A 16191-nucleotide genomic window follows, 5' to 3' on the forward strand; every position below is an offset into this window, starting at 1 on the left:
ATAGCAAAATGAGCAAAACTCACGACACTGGATTTATCGGCAAAAAGTCGAGTGCTGCTGGTGGGTGGGGTGCGTTAAAAAGCTGCGGCAAGCAATTGCTGGCCAGCGGTGCGCCTTTAACGGGTGCGCGGGCACTGCTCAAAGCCAATCAGCCCGACGGTTTCGATTGCCCCGGCTGTGCATGGGGCGACCCGGAACATGGCTCGTCGTTTGAATTTTGCGAAAATGGTGTGAAGGCTGTCGCGTGGGAAGCCACCGAACGACGCACCACGCCTAAATTTTTCACCGAACATACGGTGTCCGAATTGCGCTCGTGGACGGATTATGCGCTGGAAAACACTGGGCGTTTGACACATCCGATGCGCTATAATGCGGCGAGCGATAAATATGAAGCGGTCGAGTGGGATGAGGCTTTTGCGACTATTGGCAGCATTTTAAAGAGCTTTGATACGCCGGATCGCGTTGAGTTTTACACATCGGGCCGTGCCTCTAATGAGGCTGCATTTCTCTATCAGCTTTTTGTGCGTTCTTATGGGACCAATAATTTTCCTGACTGCTCGAACATGTGTCATGAAGCGAGCGGTGTCGCGCTGACACAGGCGGTTGGCGTTGGCAAAGGCACTGTTCTGCTTGAGGACTTCGAGCAGGCCGATGCGATTTTTGTTGTTGGCCAGAATCCCGGCACCAATCATCCGCGCATGTTGGGCGATTTGCGGCGCGCAGCCGAACGCGGTGCGAAGATTGTGGTTTTCAATCCTGTGCGCGAGCGCGGACTGGAACGGTTTTCCGACCCGCAAGATAAGCTCGAAATGATGCGCGGCGGTAGCGAAGCAATCGCCAGCGATTATTATCAGCCGCGTCTCGGCGGTGATATGGCTGCTTTTCGCGGCATGGCTAAGGCTGTGTTTGCGGCTGATGATGAGGCTCTCGCTAAGGGTGAAGCGTCGGTTCTTGATCGGGAGTTTTTGGCGCAGCATACGGCCGAGTTTGAAGCCTATCGCAAAGCAGTCGATGCGACGACGTGGGAAGAAATCGAAGACCAGTCGGGTTTGTTGCGACAGTCACTCGAACATGCGGCACGCATTTATATGCAGGCTGGCAAGGTTATCTGCACATGGGCGATGGGCATTACGCAGCATCGACATTCCGTCATCACCATTCGCGAGATTACCAATTTCATGTTGCTTCGCGGCAATATCGGAAAACCCGGTGCGGGCCTTTGTCCGGTGCGTGGCCATTCCAATGTGCAGGGCGATCGCACCGTTGGTATCAATGAAAAACCCTCCGCCGCGTTTTTGGATGCATTGGAAAAAGAGTTTGGTTTCAACGTACCACGAGCGCCCGGGCATAATGTGCTTGGTGCAATCGGTGCCATGCTGGACGGTTCAGCAAAGGCGTTTATTGGGCTTGGCGGTAATTTTGCCCGTGCCACGCCGGATAGCCCGATGATTGCCAAGGCGCTGTCTTCGCAACGACTGACAGTGCATATCGCAACCAAGCTCAACCATTCGCATCTGGTGCCGGGACAGGATTCGTTCATCCTCCCATGTCTTGGGCGCACGGAGATTGATCTGAATTCCAAAGGTGTTGCGCAGATTGTAACGGTCGAGGATTCCATGAGCATGGTGCATGGGTCTGGTGGCATCAACAAACCAGCATCGCCATTGTTGCGTTCGGAAATCGGTATTATCGCTGGAATGGCCAATGCGACGCTTGGAGCAAAGACGGTTAACTGGCTGGCTCTGGCTGATGACTATGATCTGATCCGCAATCATATTGCGAAGGTGCTGCCTGATTTCTACGATTTTAATGTGCGAGTCCGGGTGCCGCGCGGCTTCCATTTGCGCAATTCGGCACGCGAACTGGAATGGCGCACGCCAAAAGGCAAAGCGACATTCTGGAGCGGAACATTGCCGGAAGCGGTTGAGCATCAGCAGGCGCGTGGCAAGCCGGGACGCTATGTTCTGCAAACCTTCCGAAGCCATGATCAATACAACACGACAATTTACGGCATGGATGACCGCTATCGCGGTGTTTATGGCGAGCGTCAGGTGGTTTTCATGAACCCTGCCGATATGTCGGATATTGGTGTCGAAGCGGGTGATCGCGCCGATGTGGTCGGCGATTTCAATGACGGTGTTGAACGCGTTGCGCATGATTTCCGCTTTGTGCCTTATGACATTCCGCGCGGATGTATTGCTGGTTACTACCCTGAAATGAACGTGCTAGTGCCGCTCGGCAGTGCCGGTGAGGGTAGCGATACGCCGACATCAAAGTCGATTATCGTGTCATTTCGGCCAGTGCAGGCTGTGAATGCGTGACCGACGCCACTGACTACATGGCGCTGGTCGATGCACTCGAAGCGCAATCCGGCAGAATCTCGCGGCTGGGTGCTGGTATTCTTGCGGCAGCTGCACTTGAGATTGCATCGGATAGCCGCAGTTTTGCGCGAATATTGGGTGTGGCGCATGCACTGGTGTTGCGCGAAATTGCAGACTTGAGCGCAGAGGGTGGTTATATTTCCATTCGTCAACGCGATGAGCGAACGCAGCGCACAAAATACGAGCTAAATGCTGCTGGTGTTCGACTTATTGAGGATACACGCAGATAATTTATTCTGCTTCTTGTTTTGTCCGGAGACGGTGACGATATTCCGGAGAATTCATAATTGGCAGTTAATGATGTTTAGAAGGCGTGCTTTCCTTAGCACTCATTTAATAGCATTGTGCGCGCCGTAGAAACAGGCGAGAACCGTGCAAATGGCTATAAAAACCCCTCCGCTTATGCAGATAAGACAGGTTCGTTTTAGAGCTATTGCTTTGGTTCTTTTGACAAGTAGCATTGTCGGCGGTTCTGGATATGCCGCACATGCAGAAATGAGCGGGACAATCCCTGTTGCGGTGGTTGAAAGTAAGCTTGTTGATTATCAGCCGCAATTGACTTTATCGGGTGCGATTGCTGCCCGCTCGCTGGTCAATGTTTCTTTCCGCGTCAATGGACAAGTGGTCGAACGCCTTGTCGAAATTGGTCAGCATGTTGATAAGGGCGAAGTTCTCGCGCGCATCGACAATGCCGAGCAGCAAGCCAATATGCGGGTTGCGCAGGCATCGCAGGACGCAGCGCGTGCGCAGCTTGTGCAAGCTGAGGCAAGCTTCAAACGCCAGCAGGCTTTGCTCGGGCAGGGCTTTACGACGCGCAGCCAGTTTGATCAGGTGCAACAGGTTTTACGGACCGCGCAAAGCACAGTTTCCAACGCTGAAAGCCAGTTGAGCAATGCACGCGACGAACTGTCTTACACAGAGCTGCGCGCCCCCGTTTCAGGTGTTGTAACGGCCCGCAATGTTGAGAGCGGGCAGGTGGTGCAGGCAGCGCAAACCGCCTTTTCGATTGCCGAAGATGGCGCACGTGATGCGATTTTCGACGTGCAGGAAACACTGGTCAATCATGCAAAGATTGGCATGGGTGTGACGCTGGGTCTGCTTTCGGATGAAGATGTGAAGACCGAAGGCAGCATTCGTGAAATTTCGCCGGTGGTCGATGCGCAAACCGGCACGGTGCGGGTGAAGGTCGGTATTGCGGAAGTGCCTGAGCAGATGGCGCTTGGTGCAATCGTGACCGGCACCGTGCATATGGATGGGCGGGAAGTGTTTATTCTGCCATGGAGTGCTGTCACATCGGATGCCGGAAATACGGCTGTGTGGCGCGTGGCTAAGGATACGAAGCTTGCAGCGCTGGTTCCGGTTCAGGTGCTCGCTTTTGAAAAAGAGCGGGTGATCGTTGCGTCTGGTCTGAATGAAGGTGATCTCGTTGTGACCAAGGGTGCGCAGATGTTGCGCGCGGGTGCCCAGACAGAGATTGTTCAAGGTCTTGAAGGGGCAGCAGCGCAATGAAGCCGTCTATGAAAATCTTTGGCTCTCTTGCGTTGGCGGGAACGCTTGTTGCGATGGCAGCTTGTGGCAAGGAGGATGATAAGTCCACAGAAGCCGCTCCTGTTCGTCCCGTGCTTTACACGATTGCTACGCCAAAGCCTGCGATACAAACCAGTTTTGCCGGTACAATCGAGCCGCGCTATTCGACTGATCTCGCTTTTCGGGTGCTTGGGCGACTGATTGCGCGTCCTGTCATTGTTGGTGATCTCGTCAAGAAAGGCGAAACAGTCGCCATGCTTGATCCTACCGCACTTGATCTTTCTGTGCAGTCAGCAAAGGCCGATCTAGCAAGTGCTGAGGCCCAATATGCCAATGCAGCTGCGAGCGAGGGGCGTCTTAATATTCTGCTCAAAGGCAGCAATATTTCTCAAGCGGATTATGATGCCGCAAAGCAGGCGCGTGACAGTGCTCAGGCGGGGCTTGAAAAAGCACAGGCCGGTTTGCGAAAAGCGCAGGATCAGCGTGGCTATGCCGTTTTAAGCCCTGATTTTGACGGGGTTATTTCAGCCACCAATGCGGAAGTTGGACAAGTGGTTGCCGCAGGGCAAGCTGTGATGACGGTAGCGCGCCCGGATATTCGCGAAGCCGTGCTTGATATACCTGACAACATGACTGAGTTTTTTGTGGCAGGAACGCCGTTTCATGTTCAGCTTCAGGCTGATGGAAGCGTGACAGGACAGGGAACTGTGCGTGAAGTTGCACCGCAAGCAGATGCGCAAACACGCACGCGTCGCGTTCGCATTGCATTGGAAAACCCACCGGAAGGTTTCCGGCTTGGCGCAACCATTCGTGCAGGCCGCACACGGTCGCAGAAAGATCATGTGATTTTGCCGATACAGGCACTGGTGGAAAAAGACGGTAAAACCGCAATTTGGGTCGTTGATCCCAAAACGCAGACTGTAAGCCTCCATGATATTCAGGTTGTAGAGCGTGAGCGCGATAGTTTTATGGCCAATAATGTTGAAGCGGGTAGCTACGTGGCAACGGCTGGCGTGAACCAGCTTGAAGAAGGACAAAAAGTCCGACTGGATGCGAAGGGGAGCGGCCTGTGAAAAAAGGTTTTAATCTTTCTGACTGGGCTTTGAACCATCGTTCGCTGGTCTGGTATTTCATGCTGGTGTTTCTGGTTGCGGGCTTTGTCTCTTACCTTGATCTGGGGCGTGCAGAAGATCCGGAATTTACCGTCAAGACAATGGTTGTTCAGGCAAGCTGGCCGGGTGCATCCATTGATGAAACGATGAATCAGGTCACCGACCGGCTTGAAAAGAAGCTCGAAGAGCTTGATACGCTTGATTATACGCGCAGCGTGACAACACCCGGCAAGTCGGTGGTGTTTGTGTTTTTGAAAGACACTGTGCGCAAGGAGCAAGTCACCAAGGCGTGGTCTGATGTTCGGCATATGTTGGATGACATTAAGCCGAACCTGCCGGACGGCGTTTATGGACCTTATTACAACGACAAGTTTGGCGATGTGTTTGGCAATATTTATGCTTTCACATCGGATGGATTGTCGATGCGGCAGCTCCGCGATTATGCGGAAGATGTGCGCACCAAAATTTTGACCATTCCAAGCGCTGGCAAGGTTGAGTTGATCGGCGCGCAGGATGAGGCGATTTATCTTGAGTTCTCGACGCGGCAGGTGGCAGCCCTTGGTCTCGATCAGCAGGCTATTCTGAAAGCGCTTCAGGATCAGAATGCGATTACGCCGTCGGGTGTGGTGCAGGCCGGGCCAGAGCGTATCAGCGTGAGGGTGAGCGGTCAGTTTAACTCTGAAGATGATCTGCGTGCCGTCAATCTGCGTGTCAATGATCGCTTCTTCCGCCTCTCGGACGTTGCCACGATCACGCGCGGCTATGTTGATCCGCCGACAGCAATTTTCCGCGTCAATGGCGAGGATGCCATCGGGATTGCGGTCGGAATGAAGCCGAACGGCAATCTGCTGGAGTTTGGCGAAAAGCTCGACGCCATGATGGAAAAGGTTAAGGCCGATCTGCCGGTTGGCATCAATGTTTCCAAAGTGGCCGATCAGCCGGAAGTGGTTCAGGATGCGGTTTCAGGCTTTACAACGGCGCTGTTTGAAGCAGTGGTGATTGTTCTGGCGGTGAGCTTCATAAGCCTTGGTTTACGTGCCGGTTTTGTGGTGTCACTCTCGATCCCGCTGGTTCTGGCGATTACCTTTCTGGTCATGTCGCTGATGGATATTTCGCTGCAACGCGTATCGCTTGGTGCGCTAATCATCTCTCTCGGGCTTCTCGTCGATGATGCGATGATTGCGGTTGAAATGATGGTGGCGCGGCTAGAGCGGGGCGACCCTATCCACAAAGCCGCGACTTACGTCTATTCGCACACCGCATTCCCGATGCTGACGGGAACGCTTGTCACCATTGCGGGCTTCATTCCGATTGGTCTGAATTCCAGTCAGGCGGGTGAATATACTTATACGCTGTTTGTGGTGATTGCGGTTTCGCTGATCGTTTCATGGATTGTGGCGGTGTTATTCGCGCCACTTCTCGGCGTGACAATATTGCCGAAAAAGATGAAGCATCATGAGCATAAGCCCAGCCGGTTTTTTCAAGCTTTCTCAAAAACCCTGCTGCTGGCAATGCGCCATAAGTGGATCACCATTGTTTCGACAATCGCTTTGTTTGTGGTCTCGGTTTTCGGAATGGGCTTTATTGAACGCCAGTTCTTCCCGGAGTCGGATCGCCCTGAACTGGTGATCGACTGGACGCTGCCGCAGAACAGCTCAATCGCTGACACCAAGGCACAGATGGAGCGCTTTGAGCAGACAATGCTCAAGGACAATCCTGATATTGAGCATTGGAGTACCTATGTCGGGCAGAGTGCAATCCGCTTCATCCTGTCGTTCGATGTGCAACCTGCCAATCCCTATTTCGGGCAGATGGTTGTTGTCGCTAAAGACGTCGAAGCGCGTGATCGCCTGAAGGCGAAATTTGATGAAGTGCTGCGCAAGGATTATGTCGGCACAGATACGTTCGTGAAATTCCTTGAACTCGGACCGCCGGTTGGGCGCCCGGTGCAGTATCGCATATCTGGGCCTGATATTCAGGGGCTGCGTGGCATCGCGCAGGATTTCGCGGGCGTTATGAGTGCCGATAAACGCCTTGGTGTTGTCAGCTATAACTGGAATGAACCGGGCCGGGTTATTCGGGTTGATGTGATGCAGGATAAGGCGCGCAAGCTTGGCATTTCATCCAAAGATATTGCAACGACCTTAAATAGCGTGGTGGGCGGTATTCCGGTCACGCAGGTACGCGATTCGATCTATCTGATTGACGTCATTGTGCGTGCGCAGAAGCATGAACGCGATTCCATCGATACATTGCAGAGCTTGCAAATCGCAACGGGCAATGGCAGTTCGGTGCCGCTCGCAGCCATTGCCAATTTCCGCTACGAGCTTGAGCAGCCAGTGGTTTATCGTCGCTCGCGTATTCCAACCATCACCGTTGCAGCTGGCATTAACGATAACACCATGCCGGATACAATCGTCAGTGAGTTGCAGCCTTCGGTGAATAGCTTCATCGAAAAGCTGCCAGCGGGGTATTCGATTGTGACGGCGGGTACGGTTGAGGAAAGCGGTAAGAGTCAGGGGCCGATTGCAGCTGTTGTGCCGCTAATGCTGTTCGTGATGGCAACGGTTCTGATGATTCAGTTGCAAAGCTTCCAGCGACTGTTCCTTGTGGTTGCCGTTGCCCCTCTAGGACTGATCGGTGTGGTCGCGGCGCTGTTGCCAAGCGGTAAACCGCTGGGCTTTGTGGCTATCCTTGGCGTGCTGGCGCTGATCGGTATTCTGATCCGCAATTCGGTTATTCTTATCGTTCAGGTCGAGGAACACATATCGGAGGGTATGCATCCATGGGATGCGGTGGTTGATGCAAGCCAGCATCGTATGCGACCGATAGCGCTGACCGCTGCAGCGGCAAGTCTGGCGCTGATCCCGATTGCGCGTGAAGTGTTCTGGGGACCGATGGCCTACGCCATGATGGGCGGCATCATTGCTGGCACGGCGATCACGCTTCTGTTTCTGCCTGCACTTTATGTTGCATGGTTCCGCATCAAGGAGCCGGATGCAAAAGCGAATGAAACAGCGGTGGAGCCGCAGCCACAACATTGATATGAAGAAGGCCTGCTTTATGCGGGCCTTTTTAGTTTTGGAGAATACTCCCACAAATTTGCTCTTCACGCATTATCGACTTGATAGCGCAATCCGGTCAGTGCATTACGCATTCTGGCATGGCGATCACCGCATCGTAGAGTAAAAATCACGATGTAGTTGCGCTTGCGTAATAGAGGAACCCCTATGCATAACTTTGTCCTGACCGTCACCTGTAAGTCCACCCGCGGTATTGTTGCCGCCATATCGGGTTATCTTTCGGGCAAGGGGTGCAATATCATCGACAGCGCCCAGTTTGACGATCTCGACACGGGTCGCTTCTTCATGCGCGTTAGCTTTATTTCCGAAGAAGGCGTGGCGCTTGATGTCTTGCGTGATGGCTTTGTGCCGATAGCTGCACCTTTCGAGATGGATTTCGATTTCCACGACAATGCCCATCGCACGAAGACATTGCTGATGGTGTCGCGTTTTGGTCATTGCCTGAACGATCTGCTCTATCGCTGGAAAATCGGCGCGCTGCCAATCGATATTGTTGGCGTTGTTTCGAACCACTTCGATTATCAGAAGGTTGTCGTCAATCACGACATTCCATTCCATCATGTCGCCGTGACCAAGGCCAACAAGCCAGAAGCTGAACAGCGCCTTTTGGATATTGTTGAAAATACCGGCACGGAGCTTGTGGTTCTCGCGCGCTATATGCAGGTTCTGTCTGATCCGCTTTGCAAGAAAATGTCAGGCAAGATCATCAATATTCATCACTCTTTCCTGCCGTCGTTTAAGGGTGCAAACCCTTACAAGCAGGCTTATGAGCGCGGCGTGAAACTGATTGGTGCGACAGCGCATTACGTGACCGCTGATCTTGATGAAGGTCCGATTATCGAGCAGGACGTTGCGCGTGTGACCCATGCGCAGAGTGCTGCGGATTATGTATCCATTGGCCGTGATGTTGAAGCGCAGGTTTTGGCACGTGCAGTTCATGCGCATATTCATCACCGTTCATTCCTCAACGGCAATCGTACTGTCGTGTTCCCGGCTTCGCCCGGGTCATTCGCCTCCGAACGCATGGGCTGATCGACCAGTCGATATTTACGCACTGACGGTCTGCAAATGGCGATTCTCTACGCTTCCGGTGCTCATGTACCTTAAAGTACACTCCGCTCCGGTTCTCGAGAACTCACCATTTTCGCCGTGTCATTGCAAAAATCTCAACTGGTCGATACGTTGCGGCCATAAAAAAACCCCGCTGAAAAGCGGGGTTTTCTTTTGACCTGAAATCAGACCGATTAGTCGATGTCGAAGGAAACGCCCTGTGCGAGCGGCAGAGCCTTCGAATAGTTCACGGTGTTGGTTGCGCGGCGCATGTAGCCCTTCCACGCATCCGAGCCCGATTCACGACCACCGCCAGTTTCCTTTTCGCCGCCGAATGCGCCGCCGATTTCAGCACCCGAAGTACCGATATTGACGTTTGCAATGCCGCAATCCGAACCTTCAACCGAAAGGAAGCGCTCTGCTTCCTGCAGGTTGAGCGTGAAGATCGACGAGGACAGGCCTGCGCCAACTTCATTGTGGCTCGCCAGCACGTCGTCGAAGTCGGAATACTTCATGACGTAAAGGATCGGTGCGAAGGTTTCTTCGAGAACTGGACCCTGCTGCTTTGGCATTTCAACGATTGCGGGACGCACGTAGTAAGCGTTTTCATGGCCAGCTTCGACGCGTTCGCCGCCCTGTACCTTACCGCCGTGAGCGGTTGCTTCCTTCAGTGCCTTCTGCATGTTGTCGAAAGCAACCTTGTCGATCAATGGACCAACCAAAGCTGTGGTTTCGAGCGGCGAACCAACGGTAACGCTGGCATATGCCTTCTGCAGACGTGGAACCAGCGCGTCGTAAACGCTTTCATGCACGAACAGACGACGGAGCGTGGTGCAACGCTGACCAGCGGTGCCCATTGCGCCGAAAGCGATTGCGCGCAGCGCCATGTCGAGATCTGCCGATGGGCAAACGATACCGGCATTGTTGCCGCCGAGTTCGAGGATTGCACGCGCAAAACGCTTTGCAAGGCGTGGACCAACTTCGCGGCCCATGCGGGTCGAACCGGTTGCCGAAAGAACAGGAACCTTCGGGCTGTCAACGAGAACTTCACCAACGGTGCGGTCGCCGAGTACGATTTCAGCCAGACCTTCTGGAGCATCGCCAAAACGCTTGATGGCGCGCTTCAGGATTGCGTCACATGCAATAGCGGTGAGCAGGGTCTTTTCTGATGGCTTCCAGACAACCGAGTTGCCGCAAACGATTGCGAGAGCCGAGTTCCATGCCCAAACAGCAACAGGGAAGTTGAACGCCGAGATAACGCCGACAACGCCGAGCGGATGCCAGGTTTCCATCATGCGATGGCCAGCGCGTTCGGTTGCGATGGTGAGACCGTAGAGCTGACGCGACAAACCGACTGCGAAATCGCAGATATCGATCATTTCCTGAACTTCGCCGAGGCCTTCCGAAGGGATCTTGCCAGCTTCGAGCGAAACGAGACGGCCGAGATCTTCCTTGGAAGCGCGGAGTTCTTCACCCAGAAGGCGGATCAGTTCGCCACGCTTTGGAGCTGGAACAATGCGCCATGCGCGGAAAGCTTCGTCGGCCTTGTCGATGATCTTGACTGCATCTTCTTTGCTGTGAGTTTTGATCGAAGCGATCTGTTCACCGGAGACCGGGCTGAAGCCAGCGAGGTCGCCCGACGTGTAAATGGCTGCGTCAACGCCAAGCTTTGAAAGCAGATCAGCGGCTTCTTTTTTCACGTCGAGTTTTTTAACAGCGGTGTTCATATTAATCCTCTTAGCCTGTCGGTTCACTAGAGCAGTTCAAGTTAAACTGTGTATCTTAGATACTGCTCTAGTTGTTTATATTTACGCATTGTCCGACGCAAAACCGCTTCGCACTTTTGCTGGAAATGCTTTTATTCTGCTGCTTCAAGACCGCTCAGGCGGGCCTGTACAGCTTCGATGGATTCGCGTTCGATACGAGCATAGTGCTCGAATTCATTAAGAACCTTTGCGCCCAGATCTTCCTCGAAACGCTTTTGGTTCGGGCTTTCCACAAAATCCTGCGCGTCGTCGTCGCCCAGATTTGACTGGAAGATACCAGCGGCACTGACCGGCAGGAAGTCTTCATAGATGATCGGGTCAAACTGGACTGCGCCGCCTTCGATCAGAGTTTCAATATCGGTATTGGCCGGGAAGGCTGCAAGACGTGCGGAATCCTTAACCGAATAGGCGAAATAGCCAAGCGCTTCTTCGCGCACGCCTGCCCATGTGTCAGGGAAAGCGGCAAAGGTGTCGCTCAATGCTTTCACATATTCAGCCGAGTTTGAACCATCAGGAGCAGGGCGGGCAACTGCGCGGGTGTCGTTGAGCAGCTTGTCGTAAAGCGCGCGGCCCTTTGGTGTGAGGGCGACGCCACGCTGTTCGATTTCACCGAAACGGGCAGTGTGGGAGCCTGGGGTCCAGGTGCCGTCGGCGCTGACAAACGAAACTTCTTCTTCCAGTGCCTTGAACGAGGTCTGGCGCAGAAGGATCGGGCATTTGCGGGTTGGCGGACCTTCGACAACAGCCTTGGGGTTGATGCCGCGATCTGGCATCTGAACCTGCACGGCGTCGATGTCGAGCGTGCGTGGTGTCAGGTGGTTGATGTGCGGACCCTTGAAGGAAACAACGTCGGCGATCAGGCGATGCGCATCGTGGAGGCGATGGTAAAGCTCGGCGCTGACATTGGCATGATCGTGCCAGCGGAAAGTTTCAAGCACTTCTGCAACGAAGATTTTCGCATCGGCTTCATCAAGGCCGCCATTGGCTTCCGCCTTTTCGGCAAGCGCAATGGCGCCGGGCGTGAAGATTTGGCGCTTCGCGAGCACTTCTTCTGATTCTTCGCGCAGCTTCGCATCGGAAATCAGATCAAGGCGCAGCAACGAGGTGAACACACGGAACGGATTGTGCTTAAGCGCTGCATCGTCGATCGGGCGGAAGGCGGTCGAATGCACTGGGACGCCAGCAGCACTCAGATCGTAATAGCCGACCGGGAACATGCCCATGACAGAGAAAACGCGGCGCATCATCGACAGCTCAGCGGCAGTACCGAGGCGGATTGCACCGTGACGTTCTTCAGAAATGCGCTCAAGGGAATCGGTTTCCGTCAGACGCTCATGCAGATGTGCATCGTCTGCGAGAACCTTTGCGTTCACATCGGAGACGAGTTCCATCAAAGTGCCATAAGCAGGCACTTCTTCCTTGTACATGCCTGACATGGCTGCCGAAAAAGCAGAGCGAATGGCGTCTGGCGAAATGATTTTATGCTCGTTCATTGCGAAGGTTTCCGTAGAACTTGGGTCATCTTGGGGATGGACATGTCTTTTGCAGGAGGAACATGCCAGTATTATGATGAAAATGTATCATATCAGCCGATTTGCCGTTATGATCGCAACGAACGCAACTATGTTAATGCGAGAATGGAATGAAGCTTAGCAGGAGACTGATCCCCGATATTGCCACGCTACAGGCATTTGAATGTGCGGCGCGGCATGGCAGTTTCACGCAAGCTGCCAACGAACTGAACCTCACGCAGAGCGCTGTCAGCCGTCAGATCAAGGATCTGGAAAGCCAGCTCGGTGTATTGCTGTTTGAGCGTATTCGCCAACGCATCCTTTTGTCTGATGCCGGGCGAAAATTCCTGCCAGAAGTGCGGCGTTTGCTCAATCAGACGGAAGACACGATGCTGCGCGCCATGGCGTCGGCGCAATCGACATCTTCATTTAGTGTAGCAACGCTGCCGACATTCGGTACACGCTGGCTGATGCCGCGTATCCCGGATTTTATCGACAAGCATCCCGGCATTGCTATCAATGTTGCTTCGCGTTCTGGCGTTTTTGACTTTGAAGAACAGCCGTTTGATTTGGCTATCCATTATGGCCAGCCGGTCTGGGCACATGCGACATGTACTTTCCTGTGTTCAGAAGTGATTGTGCCTGTTGCAAGTCCGAGCCTTCTTAAAGTGCTGCATCCCGCAACCCCGGAAGAGCTGGAAAACGAGCCGCTGCTGCATTTAGCAACTCGCCCTAAAATGTGGGCGCAATGGTTTGAAAGCTGTGGCGTTGAAGGCAAGTCCGCTTATCGTGGCCACCGTTTTGATCAGTTTTCGATGGTGATCGGCGCTGCTCTCGCAGGTCTTGGTTTTGCGCTGTTGCCGCTTTATCTGATTGAGCAGGAATTGCGTAACGGCGAATTGGTCATGCTTTTCGAGCAGCCAATGCGGACCGAGAATGACTATTATCTGGTGGTTCCAGAGGGTAAGCTTGAGAATCCGCTGACGCAGGTTTTCTGTCAGTGGATCGCAGGACAGGTGGGGAACGTCGTTCTTTAGTATAGGTCATTCCCAACCGGCATGAATTGTTGCAGAAATATTGCTGTCCTTGCGACTTCCGGTGCGTGAAATAGTTAAGTCCGACACATCGCGTGTTTCCCATTATATGAAATGGTTGTCTTTCCATGCTTAACGATCCGCGCTCGCATGGTCTTTGGGAAAAGACCGCTCCTACTGCACCAAAAACCACAGCGCTGAAAGGCGATCTCACCGCTGATGTGGTGATTGTGGGCGGCGGATTTACCGGCCTTTCGACGGCTTTGCATCTGGCTGAAAAAGGTACCAGCGCTATCGTGCTGGAAGGCATTGAAATCGGCTACGGCGGTTCGGGCCGCAATGTGGGTCTGGTCAATGCTGGCATGTGGGTTATGCCGGATGATCTGCCGGGCGTGCTTGGTCAGCAATATGGCGACCGTCTGCTCGATGTACTTGGCAATGCACCCAAGCTGGTTTTTGAACTGATTGAGAAGCACAAGATTGCCTGTGAAGTTGAAAAGCAGGGCACGCTACATTGTGCGGTAGGCAAAAACGGCCTCAAGGATATTGAAGCTCGCTATGAGCAGTGGGCGCGGCGCGGTGCCAATGTGAAGCTGCTCAACGCGCAGGAAACCGAAGCCAAGGTCGGCACCAAGGCCTATTCCGGGTCGCTGCTCGATCTGCGCGCCGGCACAATTCAGCCGCTCGCCTATGTGCGTGGGCTTGCCAGTGCTGCCGTTGCTGCTGGTGCCCGAATTTTCACGCAAAGCCCTGTGACCGGTGCCAGCGAACAAAACGGCAAATGGGTGGTCAAGACTGCTTCCGGCACGGTTACAGCTGACTGGGTCGTGGTTGCAACCAACGCCTATACCAATGTGCCATGGCCGGAAGTGCGTGCCGAGCTTGTGCATCTGCCCTATTTCAACATGGCCACCAAGCCTCTCTCGGACAATATCAAGCGCTCCATTCTGCCTGAGCGTCAGGGCGCATGGGATACCAAGGAAGTTCTGTCGTCGTTCCGTTTTGACCAGCAGGGCCGTCTTGTGTTTGGCAGCGTCGGTGCGCTGCGCAATACGGGTGCGAGTGTGCATAAAGCATGGGCAAAGAAATCGCTGAAGCGTCTCTTCCCGCAAATTGGCGAAGTGGAATTTGAGTCGGAATGGTATGGCAAGATTGGCATGACCAATGACAGTCTGCCGAAGTTCCATCGCCTTGCACGCAATGTTGTGGGCTTCTCTGGTTATAACGGACGTGGCATCGCGCCGGGCACAGTGTTCGGCAAGCATCTTGCGAAGCTGGTTTCAGGAGAAATCGGCGAAGTTGATCTGCCGCTGCCTGTCAGTGACCCGAAAGATCAGAGTTTCCGTGGTTTGCGTGAAGCTTATTATGAAGCCGGTGCACAGGTTGCACATGCGGCAGAGATAATTATCTGAACTAGCCTAAAGCTGTCATATATTTGAAGCCTAAGCCCTTTAAGGCATCCGCATCACTTCCAGAGTGGAAGCGATGCGGAAGGCAAATCAATCTGAACATGCCCTTCGCAGACCGTATATCTGCCGGAGGGCATTTTGCTTTCTGAAATCAGTTCCGATTTTCTGGCAGATGTTTTAGAGATTTGTTTGACAGGTGAGTCATGAACAGGAATGATCGCGCTTCTCGATATGATAGTATCTGCGCCATTTCAGCTCGTATGCAGCGTAATCACGCTGGAGCAGCGGCACATGCTGCTGAAAACCACATAGAAATTCGAGGAAAGAACGCCATGACCAAGATGTTGAAGCGGGCCACAGCAATTCCTGCTCTTCTTGCTCTGTCTATCGTTGTTGCGCAGGCTGATACGCTGACACTTTATACGTCGCAGCCTGAAGCTGACGCGACCAAGACGGTTGAAGCTTTCCGCAAAGCCAATCCGGATACGGACGTGCAGATTTTCCGTTCGGGAACGAGCGAACTCCTCACCAAGCTCGCCGCCGAGTTTTCGGCTGGCGCGCCACAGCCTGACGTTCTGCTGATCGCCGATGCCGTCACGATGGAAGGTCTCAAGAAGGACAAGCGCCTTCTGCCTTATACGGATGCCAAAGTTGATGGTTTTGCTGCGGATAGCTACGATGCAGACAAGACCTATTTCGGCTCCAAGCTGATCACCACCGGAATCGCTTTTAATACAGGCGCAGCGCAAAAGCCTGAACATTGGGCTGATCTCGCCAAGGCTGATTATAAGGGCCAGGTTGTTATGCCAAGCCCGCTTTATTCGGGTGCTGCGGCCTATCTGCTGAGCGGTTTCGCGCTCGATAAGGAACTCGGTTGGGATTATTTCAAGAACCTCAAGACCAACGAACTTTCAAGCGTCAAGGGTAATGGCGCTGTGTTGAAGTCGGTTGCGAGTGGCGAAAAGCCATATGGCATCCTTGTGGACTTCATGGCGCTCAATGCCAAGGCTAAGGGATCGCCGATTGAGTTCGTGTTCCCGTCGGAAGGTGTGCCTGCCGTAACCGAACCAGTTGCGATCATGGCGACCGCCAAGAACGTCGATGGTGCCAAGAAGTTCGTCGATTTCATCCTGTCGGATGATGGCCAGAAGCTGGCATTGGAGCAGGGCTATCTGCCTGCGAAGGAAAGCGTTGGCCGTCCTGCATGGTTGCCAGAAGGCACCAAGATCAACATCATGACGATTGATACCCAGAAGGTTCTCAATCAGACGGATGCCGACAAGAAGCAGTTCTCCGAGTTGTTTGGCGGATAATTAGC

11 protein-coding genes are annotated in these 16191 nt (G+C 53.5%); 9 read left to right on the forward strand and 2 right to left on the reverse strand.

Annotated elements, in window-relative coordinates; genetic code table 11:
• Positions 1-8 precede the first annotated feature (8 nt).
• From WH356_RS12830 to purU, 6 genes are all read left to right on the forward strand, one after another.
• On the forward strand, positions 9-2321 hold the full coding sequence (locus WH356_RS12830; RefSeq protein WP_339511378.1) for an FdhF/YdeP family oxidoreductase: 2313 nt from the start codon (positions 9-11) through the stop codon (positions 2319-2321).
• 17 nt (positions 2322-2338) lie between these two features.
• Positions 2339-2611 (forward strand): hypothetical protein, encoded by a 273-nt coding sequence (locus WH356_RS12835; RefSeq protein ID WP_339511762.1) that lies wholly within the window; start codon positions 2339-2341, stop codon positions 2609-2611.
• Between the two features lie 148 nt (positions 2612-2759).
• Entirely contained in the window at positions 2760-3890 is a 1131-nt protein-coding gene (locus tag WH356_RS12840; protein WP_339511380.1) for an efflux RND transporter periplasmic adaptor subunit, read from the forward strand.
• 8 nt (positions 3891-3898) lie between these two features.
• Positions 3899-4981 carry an efflux RND transporter periplasmic adaptor subunit gene (locus WH356_RS12845; protein ID WP_421565847.1) on the forward strand — a complete coding sequence of 361 codons (1083 nt, stop codon included), beginning with the start codon at positions 3899-3901 and terminating at the stop codon, positions 4979-4981.
• Entirely contained in the window at positions 4978-8064 is a 3087-nt protein-coding gene (locus tag WH356_RS12850) for an efflux RND transporter permease subunit (RefSeq protein WP_339511384.1), read from the forward strand. The genes WH356_RS12845 and WH356_RS12850 overlap by 4 nt, the downstream gene beginning before the upstream one ends.
• A gap of 186 nt (positions 8065-8250) precedes the next feature.
• Positions 8251-9135, forward strand: a complete 885-nt coding sequence (gene purU, locus WH356_RS12855; RefSeq protein ID WP_339511386.1) for a formyltetrahydrofolate deformylase — start codon at positions 8251-8253, stop codon at positions 9133-9135.
• Between the two features lie 212 nt (positions 9136-9347).
• Here the strand turns inward: purU and amaB are convergent, their stop codons facing one another.
• Complete coding sequence (gene amaB / locus WH356_RS12860; RefSeq protein ID WP_339511388.1) at positions 9348-10880, reverse strand: L-piperidine-6-carboxylate dehydrogenase; 1533 nt, start codon at positions 10878-10880, stop codon at positions 9348-9350.
• Positions 10881-11011: 131 nt separating this feature from the next.
• The gene (gene hglS, locus WH356_RS12865) at positions 11012-12412 is read right to left on the reverse strand and encodes a 2-oxoadipate dioxygenase/decarboxylase HglS (protein WP_339511390.1); all 1401 of its coding nucleotides are present in this window, start codon (positions 12410-12412) and stop codon (positions 11012-11014) included.
• Positions 12413-12561: 149 nt separating this feature from the next.
• Here hglS and WH356_RS12870 point away from each other — a divergent pair, with 149 nt between their 5' ends.
• The 3 genes from WH356_RS12870 to WH356_RS12880 all read left to right on the forward strand — a co-directional run bounded on the left by WH356_RS12870 (position 12562) and on the right by WH356_RS12880 (position 16186).
• The gene (locus tag WH356_RS12870) at positions 12562-13467 is read left to right on the forward strand and encodes a LysR family transcriptional regulator (protein WP_339511392.1); all 906 of its coding nucleotides are present in this window, start codon (positions 12562-12564) and stop codon (positions 13465-13467) included.
• Between the two features lie 125 nt (positions 13468-13592).
• On the forward strand, positions 13593-14876 hold the full coding sequence (locus WH356_RS12875; RefSeq protein ID WP_339511394.1) for an NAD(P)/FAD-dependent oxidoreductase: 1284 nt from the start codon (positions 13593-13595) through the stop codon (positions 14874-14876).
• A gap of 329 nt (positions 14877-15205) precedes the next feature.
• The gene (locus tag WH356_RS12880) at positions 15206-16186 is read left to right on the forward strand and encodes an ABC transporter substrate-binding protein (protein ID WP_339511396.1); all 981 of its coding nucleotides are present in this window, start codon (positions 15206-15208) and stop codon (positions 16184-16186) included.
• Positions 16187-16191: the final 5 nt, after the last annotated feature.

Origin of the sequence: Ochrobactrum sp. MYb379 (genome assembly GCF_037479515.1) — a bacterium.
GTDB lineage: Bacteria > Pseudomonadota > Alphaproteobacteria > Rhizobiales > Rhizobiaceae > Brucella.

What these genes read in the sequence shown, in the direction of transcription:
- WH356_RS12880 (WP_339511396.1), top strand. Translation starts at nt 15,206, where the DNA reads ATGACCAAGATGTTGAAGCGGGCCACAGCAATTCCTGCTCTTCTTGCT.
- WH356_RS12840 (WP_339511380.1), top strand. Translation starts at nt 2,760, where the DNA reads ATGGCTATAAAAACCCCTCCGCTTATGCAGATAAGACAGGTTCGTTTT.
- hglS (WP_339511390.1), bottom strand. Translation starts at nt 12,412, where the DNA reads ATGAACGAGCATAAAATCATTTCGCCAGACGCCATTCGCTCTGCTTTT.
- WH356_RS12835 (WP_339511762.1), top strand. Translation starts at nt 2,339, where the DNA reads ATGGCGCTGGTCGATGCACTCGAAGCGCAATCCGGCAGAATCTCGCGG.
- WH356_RS12875 (WP_339511394.1), top strand. Translation starts at nt 13,593, where the DNA reads ATGCTTAACGATCCGCGCTCGCATGGTCTTTGGGAAAAGACCGCTCCT.
- amaB (WP_339511388.1), bottom strand. Translation starts at nt 10,880, where the DNA reads ATGAACACCGCTGTTAAAAAACTCGACGTGAAAAAAGAAGCCGCTGAT.
- purU (WP_339511386.1), top strand. Translation starts at nt 8,251, where the DNA reads ATGCATAACTTTGTCCTGACCGTCACCTGTAAGTCCACCCGCGGTATT.
- WH356_RS12870 (WP_339511392.1), top strand. Translation starts at nt 12,562, where the DNA reads ATGAAGCTTAGCAGGAGACTGATCCCCGATATTGCCACGCTACAGGCA.
- WH356_RS12845 (WP_421565847.1), top strand. Translation starts at nt 3,899, where the DNA reads ATGAAAATCTTTGGCTCTCTTGCGTTGGCGGGAACGCTTGTTGCGATG.
- WH356_RS12830 (WP_339511378.1), top strand. Translation starts at nt 9, where the DNA reads ATGAGCAAAACTCACGACACTGGATTTATCGGCAAAAAGTCGAGTGCT.